General features: G+C 71.6%; 18 protein-coding genes. 10 read left to right on the top strand and 8 right to left on the bottom strand.

Annotated elements, in window-relative coordinates:
• Positions 1 to 148 precede the first annotated feature (148 nt).
• On the top strand, positions 149 to 520 hold the full coding sequence (locus ACN6LB_RS42245) for a peptidase inhibitor family I36 protein (RefSeq protein ID WP_445030528.1): 372 nt from the start codon (positions 149 to 151) through the stop codon (positions 518 to 520).
• A 48-nt stretch (positions 521 to 568) separates the two neighbouring features.
• Here ACN6LB_RS42245 and ACN6LB_RS42240 read toward each other — a convergent pair whose 3' ends face one another.
• On the bottom strand, positions 569 to 1,030 hold the full coding sequence (locus tag ACN6LB_RS42240; RefSeq protein ID WP_445030526.1) for a MarR family winged helix-turn-helix transcriptional regulator: 462 nt from the start codon (positions 1,028 to 1,030) through the stop codon (positions 569 to 571).
• Between the two features lie 88 nt (positions 1,031 to 1,118).
• On the opposite strand from ACN6LB_RS42240, the gene ACN6LB_RS42235 reads away from it, so the two are divergent.
• Positions 1,119 to 1,958 (top strand): SDR family NAD(P)-dependent oxidoreductase, encoded by an 840-nt coding sequence (locus tag ACN6LB_RS42235; protein ID WP_445030525.1) that lies wholly within the window; start codon positions 1,119 to 1,121, stop codon positions 1,956 to 1,958.
• A gap of 14 nt (positions 1,959 to 1,972) precedes the next feature.
• Here the strand turns inward: ACN6LB_RS42235 and ACN6LB_RS42230 are convergent, their stop codons facing one another.
• From ACN6LB_RS42230 to ACN6LB_RS42220, 3 genes are read right to left on the bottom strand one after another with little or no spacing between them, the layout of a single operon-like run.
• Complete coding sequence (locus tag ACN6LB_RS42230) at positions 1,973 to 2,428, bottom strand: MarR family winged helix-turn-helix transcriptional regulator (protein ID WP_445030524.1); 456 nt, start codon at positions 2,426 to 2,428, stop codon at positions 1,973 to 1,975.
• The gene (locus tag ACN6LB_RS42225; RefSeq protein ID WP_445030523.1) at positions 2,425 to 2,838 is read right to left on the bottom strand and encodes an EVE domain-containing protein; all 414 of its coding nucleotides are present in this window, start codon (positions 2,836 to 2,838) and stop codon (positions 2,425 to 2,427) included. Before ACN6LB_RS42225 ends, ACN6LB_RS42230 begins: the two co-directional genes overlap by 4 nt.
• The gene (locus ACN6LB_RS42220) at positions 2,835 to 3,269 is read right to left on the bottom strand and encodes an SRPBCC family protein (RefSeq protein ID WP_445030522.1); all 435 of its coding nucleotides are present in this window, start codon (positions 3,267 to 3,269) and stop codon (positions 2,835 to 2,837) included. Before ACN6LB_RS42220 ends, ACN6LB_RS42225 begins: the two co-directional genes overlap by 4 nt.
• Positions 3,270 to 3,450: 181 nt before the next feature.
• On the opposite strand from ACN6LB_RS42220, the gene ACN6LB_RS42215 reads away from it, so the two are divergent.
• The gene (locus tag ACN6LB_RS42215) at positions 3,451 to 4,281 is read left to right on the top strand and encodes an MIP/aquaporin family protein (protein WP_356140739.1); all 831 of its coding nucleotides are present in this window, start codon (positions 3,451 to 3,453) and stop codon (positions 4,279 to 4,281) included.
• Between the two features lie 83 nt (positions 4,282 to 4,364).
• Here ACN6LB_RS42215 and ACN6LB_RS42210 read toward each other — a convergent pair whose 3' ends face one another.
• Positions 4,365 to 5,009 (bottom strand): DedA family protein, encoded by a 645-nt coding sequence (locus tag ACN6LB_RS42210; protein WP_445030527.1) that lies wholly within the window; start codon positions 5,007 to 5,009, stop codon positions 4,365 to 4,367.
• A gap of 169 nt (positions 5,010 to 5,178) precedes the next feature.
• Positions 5,179 to 5,736, bottom strand: a complete 558-nt coding sequence (locus ACN6LB_RS42205) for a VanZ family protein (protein WP_356140737.1) — start codon at positions 5,734 to 5,736, stop codon at positions 5,179 to 5,181.
• Positions 5,737 to 6,016: 280 nt separating this feature from the next.
• Between ACN6LB_RS42205 and ACN6LB_RS42200 the strand changes: the two genes are divergently transcribed.
• The 6 genes from ACN6LB_RS42200 to ACN6LB_RS42175 are packed head-to-tail and all read left to right on the top strand — an operon-like array spanning position 6,017 to position 9,745.
• A complete protein-coding gene (locus ACN6LB_RS42200) occupies positions 6,017 to 6,199 on the top strand; it encodes a hypothetical protein (RefSeq protein WP_445030521.1) in 183 nt (60 codons plus the stop codon).
• On the top strand, positions 6,196 to 6,648 hold the full coding sequence (locus tag ACN6LB_RS42195; protein ID WP_445030520.1) for a monovalent cation/H+ antiporter complex subunit F: 453 nt from the start codon (positions 6,196 to 6,198) through the stop codon (positions 6,646 to 6,648). Before ACN6LB_RS42200 ends, ACN6LB_RS42195 begins: the two co-directional genes overlap by 4 nt.
• Entirely contained in the window at positions 6,641 to 6,901 is a 261-nt protein-coding gene (locus tag ACN6LB_RS42190; protein ID WP_356140731.1) for a Na(+)/H(+) antiporter subunit B, read from the top strand. Before ACN6LB_RS42195 ends, ACN6LB_RS42190 begins: the two co-directional genes overlap by 8 nt.
• Positions 6,898 to 7,638, top strand: a complete 741-nt coding sequence (locus ACN6LB_RS42185; RefSeq protein ID WP_445030519.1) for an MnhB domain-containing protein — start codon at positions 6,898 to 6,900, stop codon at positions 7,636 to 7,638. The genes ACN6LB_RS42190 and ACN6LB_RS42185 overlap by 4 nt, the downstream gene beginning before the upstream one ends.
• On the top strand, positions 7,638 to 7,985 hold the full coding sequence (locus ACN6LB_RS42180) for a sodium:proton antiporter (RefSeq protein WP_445030518.1): 348 nt from the start codon (positions 7,638 to 7,640) through the stop codon (positions 7,983 to 7,985). Before ACN6LB_RS42185 ends, ACN6LB_RS42180 begins: the two co-directional genes overlap by 1 nt.
• Positions 7,985 to 9,745, top strand: a complete 1,761-nt coding sequence (locus tag ACN6LB_RS42175) for a complex I subunit 5 family protein (RefSeq protein WP_445030517.1) — start codon at positions 7,985 to 7,987, stop codon at positions 9,743 to 9,745. The genes ACN6LB_RS42180 and ACN6LB_RS42175 overlap by 1 nt, the downstream gene beginning before the upstream one ends.
• A gap of 21 nt (positions 9,746 to 9,766) precedes the next feature.
• Here the strand turns inward: ACN6LB_RS42175 and ACN6LB_RS42170 are convergent, their stop codons facing one another.
• Positions 9,767 to 10,417 (bottom strand): DUF4230 domain-containing protein, encoded by a 651-nt coding sequence (locus ACN6LB_RS42170; protein ID WP_356140724.1) that lies wholly within the window; start codon positions 10,415 to 10,417, stop codon positions 9,767 to 9,769.
• 40 nt (positions 10,418 to 10,457) lie between these two features.
• Positions 10,458 to 12,428, bottom strand: coding sequence for a tetracycline resistance ribosomal protection protein Otr(A) (gene otr(A), locus ACN6LB_RS42165; RefSeq protein WP_445030516.1), 1,971 nt, complete (start codon positions 12,426 to 12,428; stop codon positions 10,458 to 10,460).
• A 247-nt stretch (positions 12,429 to 12,675) separates the two neighbouring features.
• Between otr(A) and ACN6LB_RS42160 the strand changes: the two genes are divergently transcribed.
• Positions 12,676 to 13,629 (top strand): ribose-phosphate diphosphokinase, encoded by a 954-nt coding sequence (locus tag ACN6LB_RS42160; RefSeq protein WP_445030515.1) that lies wholly within the window; start codon positions 12,676 to 12,678, stop codon positions 13,627 to 13,629.
• The last annotated feature ends 59 nt before the right edge of the window (positions 13,630 to 13,688 follow it).

The raw sequence follows: 13,688 nt of genomic DNA, 5'->3' as shown, positions 1-13,688 counted from the left end.
TCTCGCAGGCCAAGGTCCGCGCCGACCGGCGCGGACAGCTGACCACCTACCGGCAGCTGCGCACCCGCGCGCTGCACCGCGCGGCGGCCCTGTCCGCCGAGCGGCCCGTCAGTGGTACCCGAGAGAAAGGCAGTACCCCTTCGTGATCATCAAGCGCCTCGCCACCGCCGCCGCAGCGGCCCTCCTCGCCCTCACGGGCGGCCTGGCCCTCGCCGCACCCGCCGGCGCGGCCGACTGCCCCAGCGGCAACTTCTGCGTCTGGGAGAACGCCAACTTCGACGGACAACGCGCCAACTGGTCAGGCGACGACGGCTGGTGGGAGAGCTGGATCGCCGACGCGGACTCCTCCTGGGCCAACCACGGCATCTCCGGGCCGGGAGTCAAGGACCACGTCCGCGTCTACGCCGACGCCTGGCAGGGCGGCGACATGACCATCTGTCTCACCCCGGGCCAGGAGGTCGGCTACAACGGAGTGGCCAACGACCGGGGTGACTCCCACACCTGGTCCATGAGCTGCTGACAGACGCCGTCCGCCCGCGGTGGGGGCCGCGGGCGGACGGTCCGGGGGTCAGGCGCGGGGGCGTTGCTTGAGCTTCGCCCAGACCGTGTTCAGTGCCTGGATGTCCTGGTCGTCGAGCAGGTCGTCGAAGAGTCCGGCCAGGACCTGCCGACGGGTGGCGTCGGCCTGGGTGAAGGCCTGGCGCCCCTTCTCGGTGAGTGCGATGAGGACCGAGCGGGCGTCGTGGCGGGAGGGGACGCGTTCGACCAGGCCCCGGACGCGCAGCGCGTCGATGACCCGGGAGACCTGGCTGCGGCTGAGCAGGGTCTTGGCGCCCAGCTCGGACGCGGCGACCGGCTCCGTTCGGCCGTGCAGCCACAGCATCACCTCGAACCAGGAAAGCGGCAGGTCATGGGCTCGGACGAGCGCCTGGTCGACCTGCGCGGTAAGGGTCGAACCCGCCCACACCAGGCCGTAGAAGGCGTGGTCGCGGGCGGGAAGTTCTCCCAGGGTGAGATTTTCGCGGGCCATGGCGTTCATCTTACGCAGTTGCGTGTGTGCGCACACAAAAGTATGGTGTGTGTGCACACACGGAAATGCGAGCAGAGAAGAGGCCGACATGGCCAAGACCGTCCTGATCACCGGCGCCTCGTCCGGCATCGGCCTGGCCGCCGCCGTCGCCGCCGCCGAGGCGGGCTGGATCGCCGTCGCCACCCTTCGTGACACCAGCAGGGCCGATGCCCTGCGCAAGGCCGCCGCCGAGGCGGGTGTCGCCGACCGGGTCCACGTCAAGCGTCTCGACGTGATCGACCCGGAGTCGGTGGCCGCGTGCGTCGACGAGGTGATCGCCGAGTTCGGGAAGCTGGACGCGCTGGTCAACAACGCCGGTGTCGGCCAGGTCGGCACCATCGAGCAGGGCACCGTCGAGGACGTCCGTAGCGCCATGGAGGTCAACTTCTTCGGTGTGGTGAACGTCAGCCGGGCCGCCCTGCCCCACCTGCGCGCCTCCGAGGGCCGGCTGATCACCGTCACCAGCGTCGGCGGCGTCGTCGGCCAGCCGTTCAACGAGGCGTACTGCGCCGCGAAGTTCGCCGTGGAGGGCTTCATGGAGTCCCTGGCCCCCGTCGCCGCAACCGTCGGCGTCGATGTCACCGTGGTCGAACCCGGCGCCGTGGCCAGCGAGTTCGTGACCAACGTGGGCCTGGACCTGCCCGCCATGCTGGCCGCCGCGGGCCCGTATGCACCCGCCCTGCAGGCTTACGTCGAGCGGACCACGAAGTCCTTCAGCAACGCGCAGACCCCGGCGCAGGCCGCCGCCCCCATCATCGAGGCGCTGACCGCCGAGCGCCCCGCCTTCCGTGTCCAGACCTCCGACTGGGCCCGCCAGTTCATCGCCACCAAGCTGACCGACCTCGACGGCACCTCGGTCCTCGGCCTCACCGGCGACTGGGTCCGCTGACCGGCCAAGACCCGTCAGCCCGAGGATTCCTTGAGCTTGCGCAGTGCGCGGGTGAATTCGGGGGTCTGGTCGTCGAGGGGGGCGAAGAACTCCGCGTCGCAGCTTTCGACGGCAAGTACGGCGCGGTTGGCGAGAGCCTGGCCTTCGGGGGTGACCGCGAGGGCGCGGGCCCGGCCGTCCTGGGGGTGGGGGCGGCGTTCGACGAGGCCGCGGTCCTCCAGGGCGCGCAGCACCTGGGAGGTCATCATCGGGTCGGTCGCGGCGTGGCCCGCCAGGGCCTTCTGGGTCACCGGGCCGTCGGTGCCGTGCCAGGTGAGCGCCGCGAGCAGGACGAACTGGACGTGCGTGAGCCCGTACGGCTTGAGAGTGGCGCGCTGGGCCGCCTGCCAGCGGTTGGTGACCTGCCACAGCAGCAACCCGGGGCTCTCCTCGGCGTCGGTGAATGCGGAGTTGAGGTCGCGGTCGTTCATCCGGCCATCATGGCCGAGCGGATGAGGCCGAAGTCGGAGGGGGTCAGCTCGACCAGTCCGCGGCGCAGTCGGTGCCCCCAGTTCGCACCGGACGTCAGGTCCAGGGCGCCGTCGAAGGCCCTGACGGGAGCCTCCGTCGCGTCCGCCGGATAGCGGACCCGGCGGCGCCAGGGCTTGAACGCGCCCTCGTCCGCCTGCCAGATCTCCTCGTCGGCGACCTCGCCGATCGCCGTGAACGCCTGGAGCGGGCGGCCGTCGCGCAGACTGGTGCGGGGCGAGTAGTAGACGAGCCAGTCCCCGGCACTGAGCCGGGCCAGGCCGTCGCGTCTGCCGTGGCCCAGCTGGGCGATGCCCAGGCCCGTGGCGCGCTGGACGTGGTCGCGGCAGACGACGCCAAGCCAGTACCTCATGCCCGGGCCTCGCTCGCGGCCTCGGCGACGGCCCGGAGGGACTCCAGGTCGCGCTGGAGCGTCTCCTTGATCCCCTTGCCCAGGATCAGGTTCCACACCCGGGCCAGCGGTCCGGCCAGAGTGACCGAGACCTGCACGTCCGAGCCGCCTGCGGGAGCTGCCCCGACGAGGTGATGAAAGGTCAGGCGGGCACCCAGGAGCAGCGAGACATCGGTGAACTCGCTGTCGGACAGCGCGGCGATGACGAACTTCGTCCTCGGAGCCCCCTTCGGCTTGAGGACCCCGGTGGATCCGGTGGCGAAGGGCCCGTCCAGGCGCACCCATTCCGTGTCGGCGTTCCACTCGGGCCAGGTGGCCATGTCGGCCCAGCGGGCGAAGAAGGCGGCAGGTGCGGCGGCGGAGGTGATGCGGGCGTTCCCGAGAGTCATCATGCATTTAGTATGCGCACTTACTAGTTTGCGGTCAAGGCTAGCCCTTGCCGTGCGCGGTCGCCCTTCCGTCGTACGGGAAAGAGGTGGCGGCTGCTCCAGTTGTTGCGGGTCCCCTGGACACCCGGCGTCAGAGAACTACGCTCGCGACCACCCATCCACTCCTGGCGGAAGGCGGTGCCTCATGGCGGAGCGGACGTCCAGATCGGAACTGATCGGCGAGTTGTCCTCGGAGTTCCTGGGGACCCTGATCCTCATTCTCTTCGGCTGCGGCGTGGTGGCCCAGGTCGTCGGCGCCGGGATCGGTGACCACGACAGCATCGCCTGGGCCTGGGGTCTCGGGGTCACCCTCGGCGTGTACGTGGCCGCTCGCATCAGCGGCGCCCATCTCAACCCCGCGGTGACCGTGGCCCTGGCCTGCTTCAAGGGCTTCCCCTGGAAGAAGGTCCTGCCGTACTCCCTGGCCCAGACCGCGGGTGCCTTCGTCGCCGCCCTCCTGGTCCGCTGGAACTACAGCGAGGTCCTGGCCAAGGCCGACCCGGGCCACACCATCAAGACCCAGGGCGTGTTCTCCACACTCCCCGGCAACGGCGCCCTCCCGGTCAGCGAACTCGGCGCGCTGCGCGACCAGGTCATCGGAACCGCGATCCTGGTCCTGGTCATCTTCGCGATCACCGATCTGCTCAACACCCCGCCCGGCGCCAATCTCGCCCCGCTCGTCATCGGCCTCCTCGTCGTGGCCATCGGAATGGCCTGGGGCACCGACGCCGGCTACGCCATCAACCCGGCCCGCGACTTCGGCCCCCGCCTCGCCAGCTTCATCACCGGGTACGGCACCGCATGGCGTGACCAGTACGGCAACCTCTACTTCTGGGTGCCGATCGTGGGACCGCTGATCGGGGGAGTGGCAGGGGCCGCCGTGTACCGGCTGCTGATCACGCCGTATCTGCCCGCCCCCCAGGACGAACAGGAACCGGGCCGACTGCCGGCACCCGACCCGACGAAGTCCGAGTAGGCGGGCAGGCCCCACGCAATCAAGCGGCCGTCGCCCGAGGAGGCTCGCGCGACGGCCGCCGAGCCGACGCCGCCGCGGGCCGCTCAGGACGACGCCGACGACGAGCGCCGACCGCGCCGTGACCGCCGTATCTCCGTCACCAGTGGCAGCAGCGAGACCACGACGACCGCCGCGACCAGCGGCAGCAGCCAGCGGTCGAGATGCGGCACCGACGAGCCCAGGGCGTACCCCGCCAGAACAAGGCTCTGCGACCAGAGCAGACCGCCGACCACCTGCCACAGGACGAAGGCGCGCACGGGCACGCCCAGGGCCCCGGCCGCCGGATGCAGCACCGTCCGCAGCACCGGCACGAAACGCCCCAGCACGATCGCCTTGCCGTGGCCGTAGCGGGCCAGCAGCTCTTCCGCGCGAGCCGCGCCCCGCTTCAGGCGCGGATTGGAGCTGCGGGTCAGGAGCGCTCTTCCGCCGTGCCGCCCGATCACGAACCCCACCTGCGCCCCGGCAATCGCCCCGACGGCCGCGCACACCAGCACCTGCCACAGCACCAGCTGGGGCGCCTTGTCGCCGCTTCCCGCACACAGCACTCCGGCCGGAAACAGCAAGGTGTCACCGGGAAGGAAGAAGCCGACCACCAGCAGACCCGACTCGGCGAAGATCACCACCAGGACGCCCAGCGCACCGAATGTCGCGAGCACCGAGGCACCGTCCGTCGGGTTGACGGCCATCATCGTCACGGCCGCCGCGCCTGCTGTCCCCACTGAGTGATCTCCTCGTCGGCGAGTGATCCCCCTGTCAAGCATGCGCTGAAGCCGGTCGAAATGCCCTTCTCCCGTTATGACCGCGTACCCCTGGCTCCTTCTTCCAGGTCAGCCGTACGCCGTACGCCAGCGCTCTGCGTCAGCCCACCGTCTCCTTCCGTGCCCGGCGCCGCTTGCGCGGGTGCACGACGTGTCCGAGCCGCCGCCCCAGCAGCAGGTAACCGACGAGTGCCCCGGCGGTGTTGAGGAGAACGTCGTCGATGTCGAAGGCGCGGCCGGTGATGAGTGCCCCTTGCACCAGCTCGACCAGCAGCATCACCGTGGCGGTGATCGCCAGAACGCGCACCACCCCCCGCGCCCGGGGTGCGAGAACGGGCAGCAGCACCCCGAAGGGCACGCCGAGCAGGAGGTTCCCGCCGATCTGCTTGACGGCGTCGCGCAGCGCGGGCTGGGCGAGATAGGCGTGCAGGGAGCGGCCCGGACGCAAGTTGCTGTGGATCAGCGACTCCGACGCCGGGGACGGCTGCAGCGTGAGCCGGGCCAGCGCGACCGCGAACGCCACCATGGCCGTGAAGGCCAGCAGCATGACCAGTAGACGTACAGGGAGCGGGAGCGGCTTTCGGGCCGGTGCCGCCGGCGGTGCTTCGGGCCGGTGAGCGGATTTCGCGGTACGCGTGCGCAGCACTGTACGGACCATGCGATCCTCCCGGATTCAACTGCCGTGACTAACAAGGCGGTTACCCGCATCCGCAGCGACGATGCGGCGCCGCGCACCGACCCCGGAACCGGTTCGCCGGCGCCCCGGCCACGGCCTCCTCGGTTTCCCTTCGCGCTGCCTGGGCACTCCGGGCAGCGACCCGTCGCGCGCCGCCGACCCGCGAAGCCGGAGCGGTGCTTGGATGACGGAACGGAAATTCCGCTCAAAGCGGTGGGAAAGGTTCGGTCGGCGTGGCGGGCGAGGCCCCCGGAGGTGGCGTATGAACCGACGTGCGACGCTGCGAGCCGCGGTCGAGGTACTCGCCTGGTGGGCCGCCCTCGGCGCGCTGTGGCTGGTGTACATCAGCACGGTCGACACCCTGGAACTGGCCGTCGGAGGGGGCTGCGCCCTCCTCGCGGCGCTCGCCGCCAGGGGCGCGCGGCGGGCGGTGAGCGGGCGGTGAACGCCTGGACCGCCGCGGCGACGGCCGTGTTCGCCGGAGGCGTCGGCGCCACGGTGTGGGGCGTGGCAACCGGGCCGCTGCGTCGCAGGGCCGTCGCCCAGAACCTCTCCACGGCCCTGGCCTGCCCGGGCCTGCTGCTGCTCTCCCAGGGATACGACCGGCCGTCGTACGTGGATCTCGCGCTGATCCTCGCCCTCCTCGGTCCCGTCGGCACCCTCGTCTTCGCGCGGTTGCTCGCCGAGGACCTGGCCAAGGACCCGCCGCGCGCCTGGTCCCTCACCTTCGCGGTCGCCGGGCTCGGCGGCGTCGTCGTGCTCGTCCTGTGCGCGGCCACCGGTCCGAGCCGGGCGATGGTGAAACTCCTGGTGATCGGCGCCCTGCTGATCGGCGGGAACCTGGTCGCCTCCCGGGCCCTGTCCGGCGGGTTCGCGAGAAGGCGCCATGGATGACCCGCTGATCGTCGTCGCCCTGCTGCTGGTCGCCGCCTCGGCGACCGCGGCCGTCGCGGTGCGCGACCCCGAACGGCAGGCGCTCGTACTGGCCGTCCTCGGCACGGTCCTGGCCGTCCTGTTCACCGTGCTCCAGGCCCCCGACGTGGCTCTCTCACAGCTCGCCGTCGGCTCCGCCCTGACCCCTCTGCTGCTCATGCTGTCCGTGCGCAAGGTCAGACGGCGACAGCGGCGCAAGCGGGAACCACGATGACCCGGCGGGTACGGCTGTGGCTGCTGGCCCTCAGCGGTGTGGGACTCGCCGCGCTCCTCGTCGCCGCCTGTCTGCGGCTGCCCGGCTTCGGCGGCGACCGGCACCCGTACGGGACGAGGGCGGTCCACGCGTCCCTCGCCCGACGCACCGCCAACACCATCGCGTCCGTCAACTTCGACCAGCGCGCCTTCGACACGCTCGGCGAGATGACCATCCTCTTCGCGTCCGTCCTCGGCACGGTCGTCCTGCTGCGTCAGACCCGCGACGAGCGGCGGGGCGCACCGGAACCCGAGGACGTCGCCCCCGCCGTCCGCCGCTACGCGCTGGTCGTCCTGCCCGTCGCCCTGCTCACCGGCCTGTACGTCATCGCCCACGGACAGCTCAGCCCCGGAGGCGGCTTCCAGGGCGGCGTTGTCGCCGCGACCGCCCTGCACCTGCTCTACCTCGGCGTCGACTACCGCGCCCTGGAACGCATCCGCCCGCTAGGCCTCTACGAGGCGGGCGACGCGGTCGCGGCGTCCGCCTATGTCGTCACGGGCCTCGCGGGCGTGCTGGGCGGCTCCGCGTTCCTCGCCAACACACTGCTGCCGCACGGCACGTTCAACACCCTGTCTTCGGGCGGCACCGTCCCCCTGCTGAACGCGGCCATCGGCATGGAGGTCGCCTGCGCGGTCGTCGTGCTGCTCGCCCGCTTCCTGGACCAGGCGGTCGAGATCGAGGAAGGGAGCGGGAAGTGATGCAGGTACTGCCCTACCTCGTCTCCGTATGGGTCTTCCTGGTCGGCTGCTACGGGATGGCGACCAGCCGCAACCTGATCCACGCCGTCGGCTGCCTGGCGGTGTGCCAGTCCGCCACCTACATCCTGCTGCTGGCCGTCGGCTACCGCGACGGCGCGACCGCGCCCGTCTACTCCGACGTGAAGCCCGGCTCGCGGCCCGTGGTGGACCCGGTCGTGCAGGCGCTCGCCCTGACCGACGTGGTCGTGGGCGCCACGGTCACCGCGCTGCTGCTCGCGCTCGTCATGCAGATCTCCAAGCGCCACGGCACGGTCGACCCCAACGAACTCTCGGAGCTGCGCGGCTGATGAACCACCTGCTGCCGCTGCTCGTCGCCGTCCCCCTGCTCGGAGCCGGACTCCTGACCGCGGGCGGCCGCCGGGTGCCGCGCGCCGTCGCCGAGACGTTCGGCTGCGCCGTCTCCGCGGGCACGGCGGCTCTCACGATCGTGCTGCTGCTGAACTCCTCGCCGCCGTTCGTCGAGTGGGTGGGCGGATGGACGCCCGACAACGGGGAGAGCGTCGGCATCGTCCTGGTCGGGGACGGCCCGGGCCTCGGCATGGCCGCGCTCGCCTCGCTGCTGACACTGGCGGCTCTCGCCTACTCCTGGCACTACTTCGACGAACCGCCGCGCCGCCACGCGGGCTCCTTCCCCGCCCTGATGCTGCTCTTCCAGGGCGGCATGTGCGGATTCTCCATCGCCGGGGACCTCTTCAACGCGTTCGTCTTCTTCGAGCTGATGAGCGTGGTGGCCTACGCCCTCACGGGCCACCGGGTCGAGGAACCCAAGGCGGTGCAGGGCGCGTTGACCTTCGGAGTCGTCAACTCGCTCGGCGCGTACGCCATGCTGACGGGCATCGGGCTGCTGTACGCGCGCACCGGTGAGCTCTCGATGACCCAGATCGGGCGGGGCCTGGACGCGCACGGCGGGCCCGACGCCCTCACTCTCGCGGCCTTCGTGCTGGTGATGACCGGCCTGCTGGTGAAGGCCGCCGCCGTGCCCTTCCACTTCTGGCTGCCGGACGCCCACGCGGTCGCACCCACACCGGTGTGCCTGCTGATGTCCGGTGTGATGGTGGAACTCGGCGCGTACGGCGTCTGGCGGGTGTACGGGACGGTCTTCGCCGGGCCCGGCGGGATCCCGGCGGCCGACCTGGAGCGCGCGCTGACGGTCCTCGGCGTCGTCACGGCGGTGGTCGGCGCCGTCATGTGCTGGTACCAGCGTCATGTGAAGCGGCTGCTGGCGTACTCGACGATCGCCCACATGGGGCTGTTCGTGATCGGGATCGGCTCGCTCACACCGGAGGCGGACGACGGGGTCGCGCTGTACATCCTGGGCCACGCCGGCGTGAAGGCCGCCCTGTTCGCCTGCACCGGCATCCTCCTCGACCGCTACGGCTGCGTCGACGAGCACGAGCTGTACGGGCGCGCGCGGCGCCTGCGCGGCGTCGCCGCCCTGTTCGTCGTCGGCGGCCTCGGCCTCGCAGGGCTGCCGCCTTTCGGTACCGGGCTCGGCAAGGCGGTCACCGAGGAGGCGCTCGGCGGGCTCTTCACCGCGTTGTTCGTCGCCGTCTCCGCGGTGACCGGGGGTGCCGTACTCCGCGTCGCCGCACGGGTGTTCTTCGGGCTCGGCCCGCCGCCGCCCGAGCACGCCTCGTACGAGACGACCGGCACCGAGGAGGCGCCCGAGACCCGGCACCGGCTGATGCGGGTGCCGGACACCATGACCGGGGTGCCCGCGCTGCTGCTGGCCGCGTCGCTCACCGTCGGCGCGGCGCCGGGCTTCGCCTCCGTGGTGGGCCATGCCGTGAGCGAGGCCGGGTCCGGCGGGGCGATCACCTCACCCCACTGGACCCTCGTCGGCGTACTCCTCGGTCTGCTGTCGACGCTGCTGGCCGCGGGCCTCGCGGCGCTCGCCGTCGCCCGGCCGGAACTGCTGGGGGAACGGCCCTGGACGGGAGCGCTGCGACGGCTGCAGTCCGGGCACATCGGGGACTACGTGGCGTGGCTGCTGGTGGGCGCGACCGTGCTGGGGGCGCTGGCGCTGCCGGGGATCCTCAGCGGCTGAGACGGGTGCGCCACTGCGCGCTCACGCGCCGTAGGTCACGTTCACCTCCTTGAAGCCGAGCGAGCGCAGCAGCCCCTGGAGCATGCCGGTGGTGTTCACCTCGGCGCGCGAGGTGAGCCGGCTGTCCTTCGCCGCCTCGCCGATGTGCCGGGCGGCGAGCCTCTGCACGGCCCGCTCGTCGTTCGGGTTGTCCGAGAAGAGATCGCCGAGCCGGTTCAGGAGCCCCCGCTGCTTGGAGACGGCGTAGGAGTGGTCCGGGTCGAGCGCGGGCCTGCCCAGCGCCGCGTGCGGCAGCCGGAGCGTGGCCGACGTGCGGTCGTCGTTGACCGTCACGTCCTTGGTGTCGAGGGTGCCCAGGTCGACATACGCGTCGACCGTGCCGGCCCCCACGTACAGCGTGCGGCTGCCGCGGATGGCGTCGGGCAGATACTTCGCGTCCTTCTCCAGATCCACCACCACCTGGAAATTGCCCGAGGCGGCGTCGTAACGGCTCATGTCCTGGATCGACTTGAGGAGCGCGGGCCCCGAGCGGTCGTGCGTGTCCTCGCCGAACACGTCGTGCAGCCCGAACGAAAAGGCCAGCCGCAACCCCGCGAAGAGCACCACGAGCACCAGGGCGACGGCACTGAGTCCCTTGGCCCACCCGGGCATGCGCTTGATGGACGTCGTCATGTCGACGGTCCTCCTTCCTACTGCCCGTGTTCCCCCCAATTCACTTGGCAGGCAGATCAGTTGAAGATTCAGGGACCGCGCCGGGGGCGCCTCGGTGCGCGTGCGGGGCCCGCAGGGCGCGGTCGCCCGACGGGCGCGACCACCACACGCCCTCCCCGCGGGTCAGCCCCGGCAGCCGAAGCTCGACGTCCCGCACCTGCCGGGCCGGCATCTCCCCGGTCACCAGCCAGGCGGTACGCCCGCCCGTCGTCTCCCCGAACTCGGCGCCGAGAGAGGCCAGTTGGGCGGTGACCGGCGCAAGGGCGTCGAGCGGAACCTCCACCTCGAACGCATGGAACGGCTCGTACACGCGGGTCCCCGCCCGCTCCAGGGCGCGCCGCAGCACGAGCGGAGTCAGACCACGGAAGTCGGCGGCCGTGCTGAGCGGTCCGACATATCCCGAGCGGATGAGCGTGACCCGGCAGTCCGTCACCGCCCAGCCGCGGGGACCGTCGAGCAGGGCCGTATGGACCGTGTCCTCGATGGCCTGGTGGAACGCCCGGGGCAGGGCGCCGAGTTCGGTTTCGTAGGCGAACACCGAGCCGGAGCCGACCGGTCCCGGCTCGACGCGCAGGCCGACCGTCGCCCAGAACCCCGAGTGTCCGTGCCGCCGGATCTCCTCGACCGCCTCACCGGTGCCGCTCGGGCGTTCCAGCAACCGGACGCGGCTCGGCTCGAAGTCCGCCTCGATACCGAAGTCCTGCGCGAGCGTCGCCGCCAGGACCTCCTTCTGCACCTCTCCGTAGAGGAGCAGCGCGGTGCTGCCGGACGCGGCGGGCCGGGCATGGATCAGGGGGTCCTGGTCCGCCAGGGCGAGCAGTGCGGAGCGCAGGGGCGCCGCCTGCTCCGGGCGCCGGGCACGCACCAGGGTCTCCAGGGTCGGCGCCGCGAACTGCGGTGCACGGGCGGTGACTTCGCCCAGGCGGTCGCCCACCCGGACCCCGGCGACACCGCGCAGCGCGGCGATGTCGCCCGGGGTGAGCGTGGTGACGCCGGGCCGTCCGACCACGTCCAGGGCCATCGCCCGCCCCGGCACCCGGGTGGTGCGACCGTCGGCCTCGCGGCGGACGAAGCTCAGCCGCTGACGCAGTGTCACCTCACCGTCGTACAGCCGCAGATACGCGATGCGCTCGCCGCCCGGCCCCGGCCGGACGGCGAAGACCGTGCCACGCGGCGAGGCCGGGGGACCGTCCGGCGCGGCGCCGGGTGCGGTGACCGTGCGCTCCACGGCCGACTGCGCGGCGCCGGGGACCAGCCGGACCAGTCCCCGCACGAGCTCGGCGACTCCCTGTCCGCCCAGCGCCGATCCGAAGTAGACCGGGTGGAGGGAGCCGTCGGCGGTCCGTGCGGTGAGGGCGGTGCGCACCTCGTCCTGCGTCGGCGCGGGGCCGTCCACGACCGCGGCGAGGACGCCGTCGTCCACCTCGGCGAGTGTTCCGAGCGCCGGCTCGTCCAGCGGGCGCGGCACGACCCGGGCCTGGGGGGTGCCGATGTTCCGCACGCCCGTGAGCGGGATGACGTACGGCGTCAGGCGTCGGCCGATCTCGGCGAGGAGCTCCTGTTCGCGCGCGCCCGCCCGGTCGATCTTGTTGACGAAGACGAGGGTGGGCAGGCCGAGCCGCCGCAGGGTCCTCATCAGGACCCGCGTCTGGGCCTGGACGCCCTCCACCGCGGAGAGCAGCAGCACCGCACCGTCCAGGACCTCCAGAGCGCGCTCCACCTCGGCGATGAAGTCGGCGTGCCCGGGGGTGTCGATCAGGTTGATCTGCACGTCGCCGACGGTGAACGCGGCGACAGCCGAACGGATGGTGATGCCGCGCTGCCGCTCGATGTGCCCGTCGTCGGTGCGGGTGTCCCCGCCGTCGACGCTGCCGAGCCGGTCGATGGCGCCGCCGTCGAACAGCAGCCGCTCGGTGAGGCTGGTCTTACCGGCGTCGACGTGGGCCAGAATTCCGATGTTCAGGGTGTGCATGCGTGATCGAGTCCTCGAGAACAGTCGTCCGGTGGGGGCGCTGAGAAGTTCCGAGGAATCGGCGCATTCGGCTCTCCTGCTTCGAGTGACTTCGAGTGGCTTTAAGTGACACGGACGGGTTCCGGCCGCGCCATCATGCCGTGCCCCCGGCGGCCGTCCGCAACCGGTTTTCCACCTGGCAGAGCGCCCGGGCGAGCCCAGTAGCATGAGGCACGCATCCCCGGTCGCGATCATGCGAGGAGCCGTCGTGCGTGACATCGCCGTGTTCAGCGGTAGTGCCCATCCCGAGCTGGCGGCGGAGGTCTGCACCCATCTGGGCGTGCCGCTCAGTCCGACCCGGGTCAGCCGATTCGCCAACGACTGTCTGGAGGTACAGCTCCAGGCCAACTGCCGCGAGCGTGATGTGTTCCTCGTGCAGCCGCTGGTCAAGCCCGTGCAGGAACATCTCGTCGAGCTGCTGCTGATGTGCGACGCGGCCAGGGGCGCGTCGGCCGGGCGGATCACCGTGGTGATGCCGCACTACTCGTACGCACGCTCGGACAAGAAGGACGAGCCGCGCATCTCGCTCGGCGGGCGGCTGGTCGCCGACCTGATGGTGGCGGCCGGGGCGAGCCGCGTCCTCGCCATGACACTGCACTCGCCGCAGGTGCACGGCTTCTTCTCGGTGCCGGTCGACCATCTGCACGCCCTGCGTGAGCTGGCCGCCCACTTCCGCGGCTACGACCTGTCGCGGACCACGGTCGTCTCGCCGGACCTCGGCAACGCGAAGGAGGCGGCCGCGTTCGCCCGGATGATCGGCGCCCAGGTGGCCGCGGGCGCCAAGCAGCGGTTCGCCGACGACCGGGTGAGCATCAACTCCGTCATCGGTGAGGTGGCCGGCCGTGACGTCATCGTGCTCGACGACGAGATCGCCAAGGGCAGCACGGTGCTGGAACTCCTGGAGCGGCTGCGGGAGTTGGGGCCGCGGTCGATCCGGGTGGCCTGCACGCACGGGCTGTTCGCGGCCGGTGCGCTCAAGCGGCTGAGCGATCAGGACGACATCCTGGAGATCGTGTGCACGAACACCGTGCCGATCCCGCGCGAGGAGCACACCGAGAAGCTGCGGATCCTGTCCATCGCTCCCGCACTGTCCGAGGCCGTGCGCCGTATTCACAACGGGGAGTCCGTCAGCGCCCTGTTCGACGCGCCCCGGAGCGAATAGACAGGACGTAGCGAAGAGCCGCAAGGCAGCGCAGCGCAGGAAAGCAGCGAGAGCCGGAG

Source organism: Streptomyces sp. SAS_270, from assembly GCF_052543295.1.
Note: the sequence above shows the minus strand (reverse complement) of the source record. Positions and strands in the feature narration are given on the sequence as shown.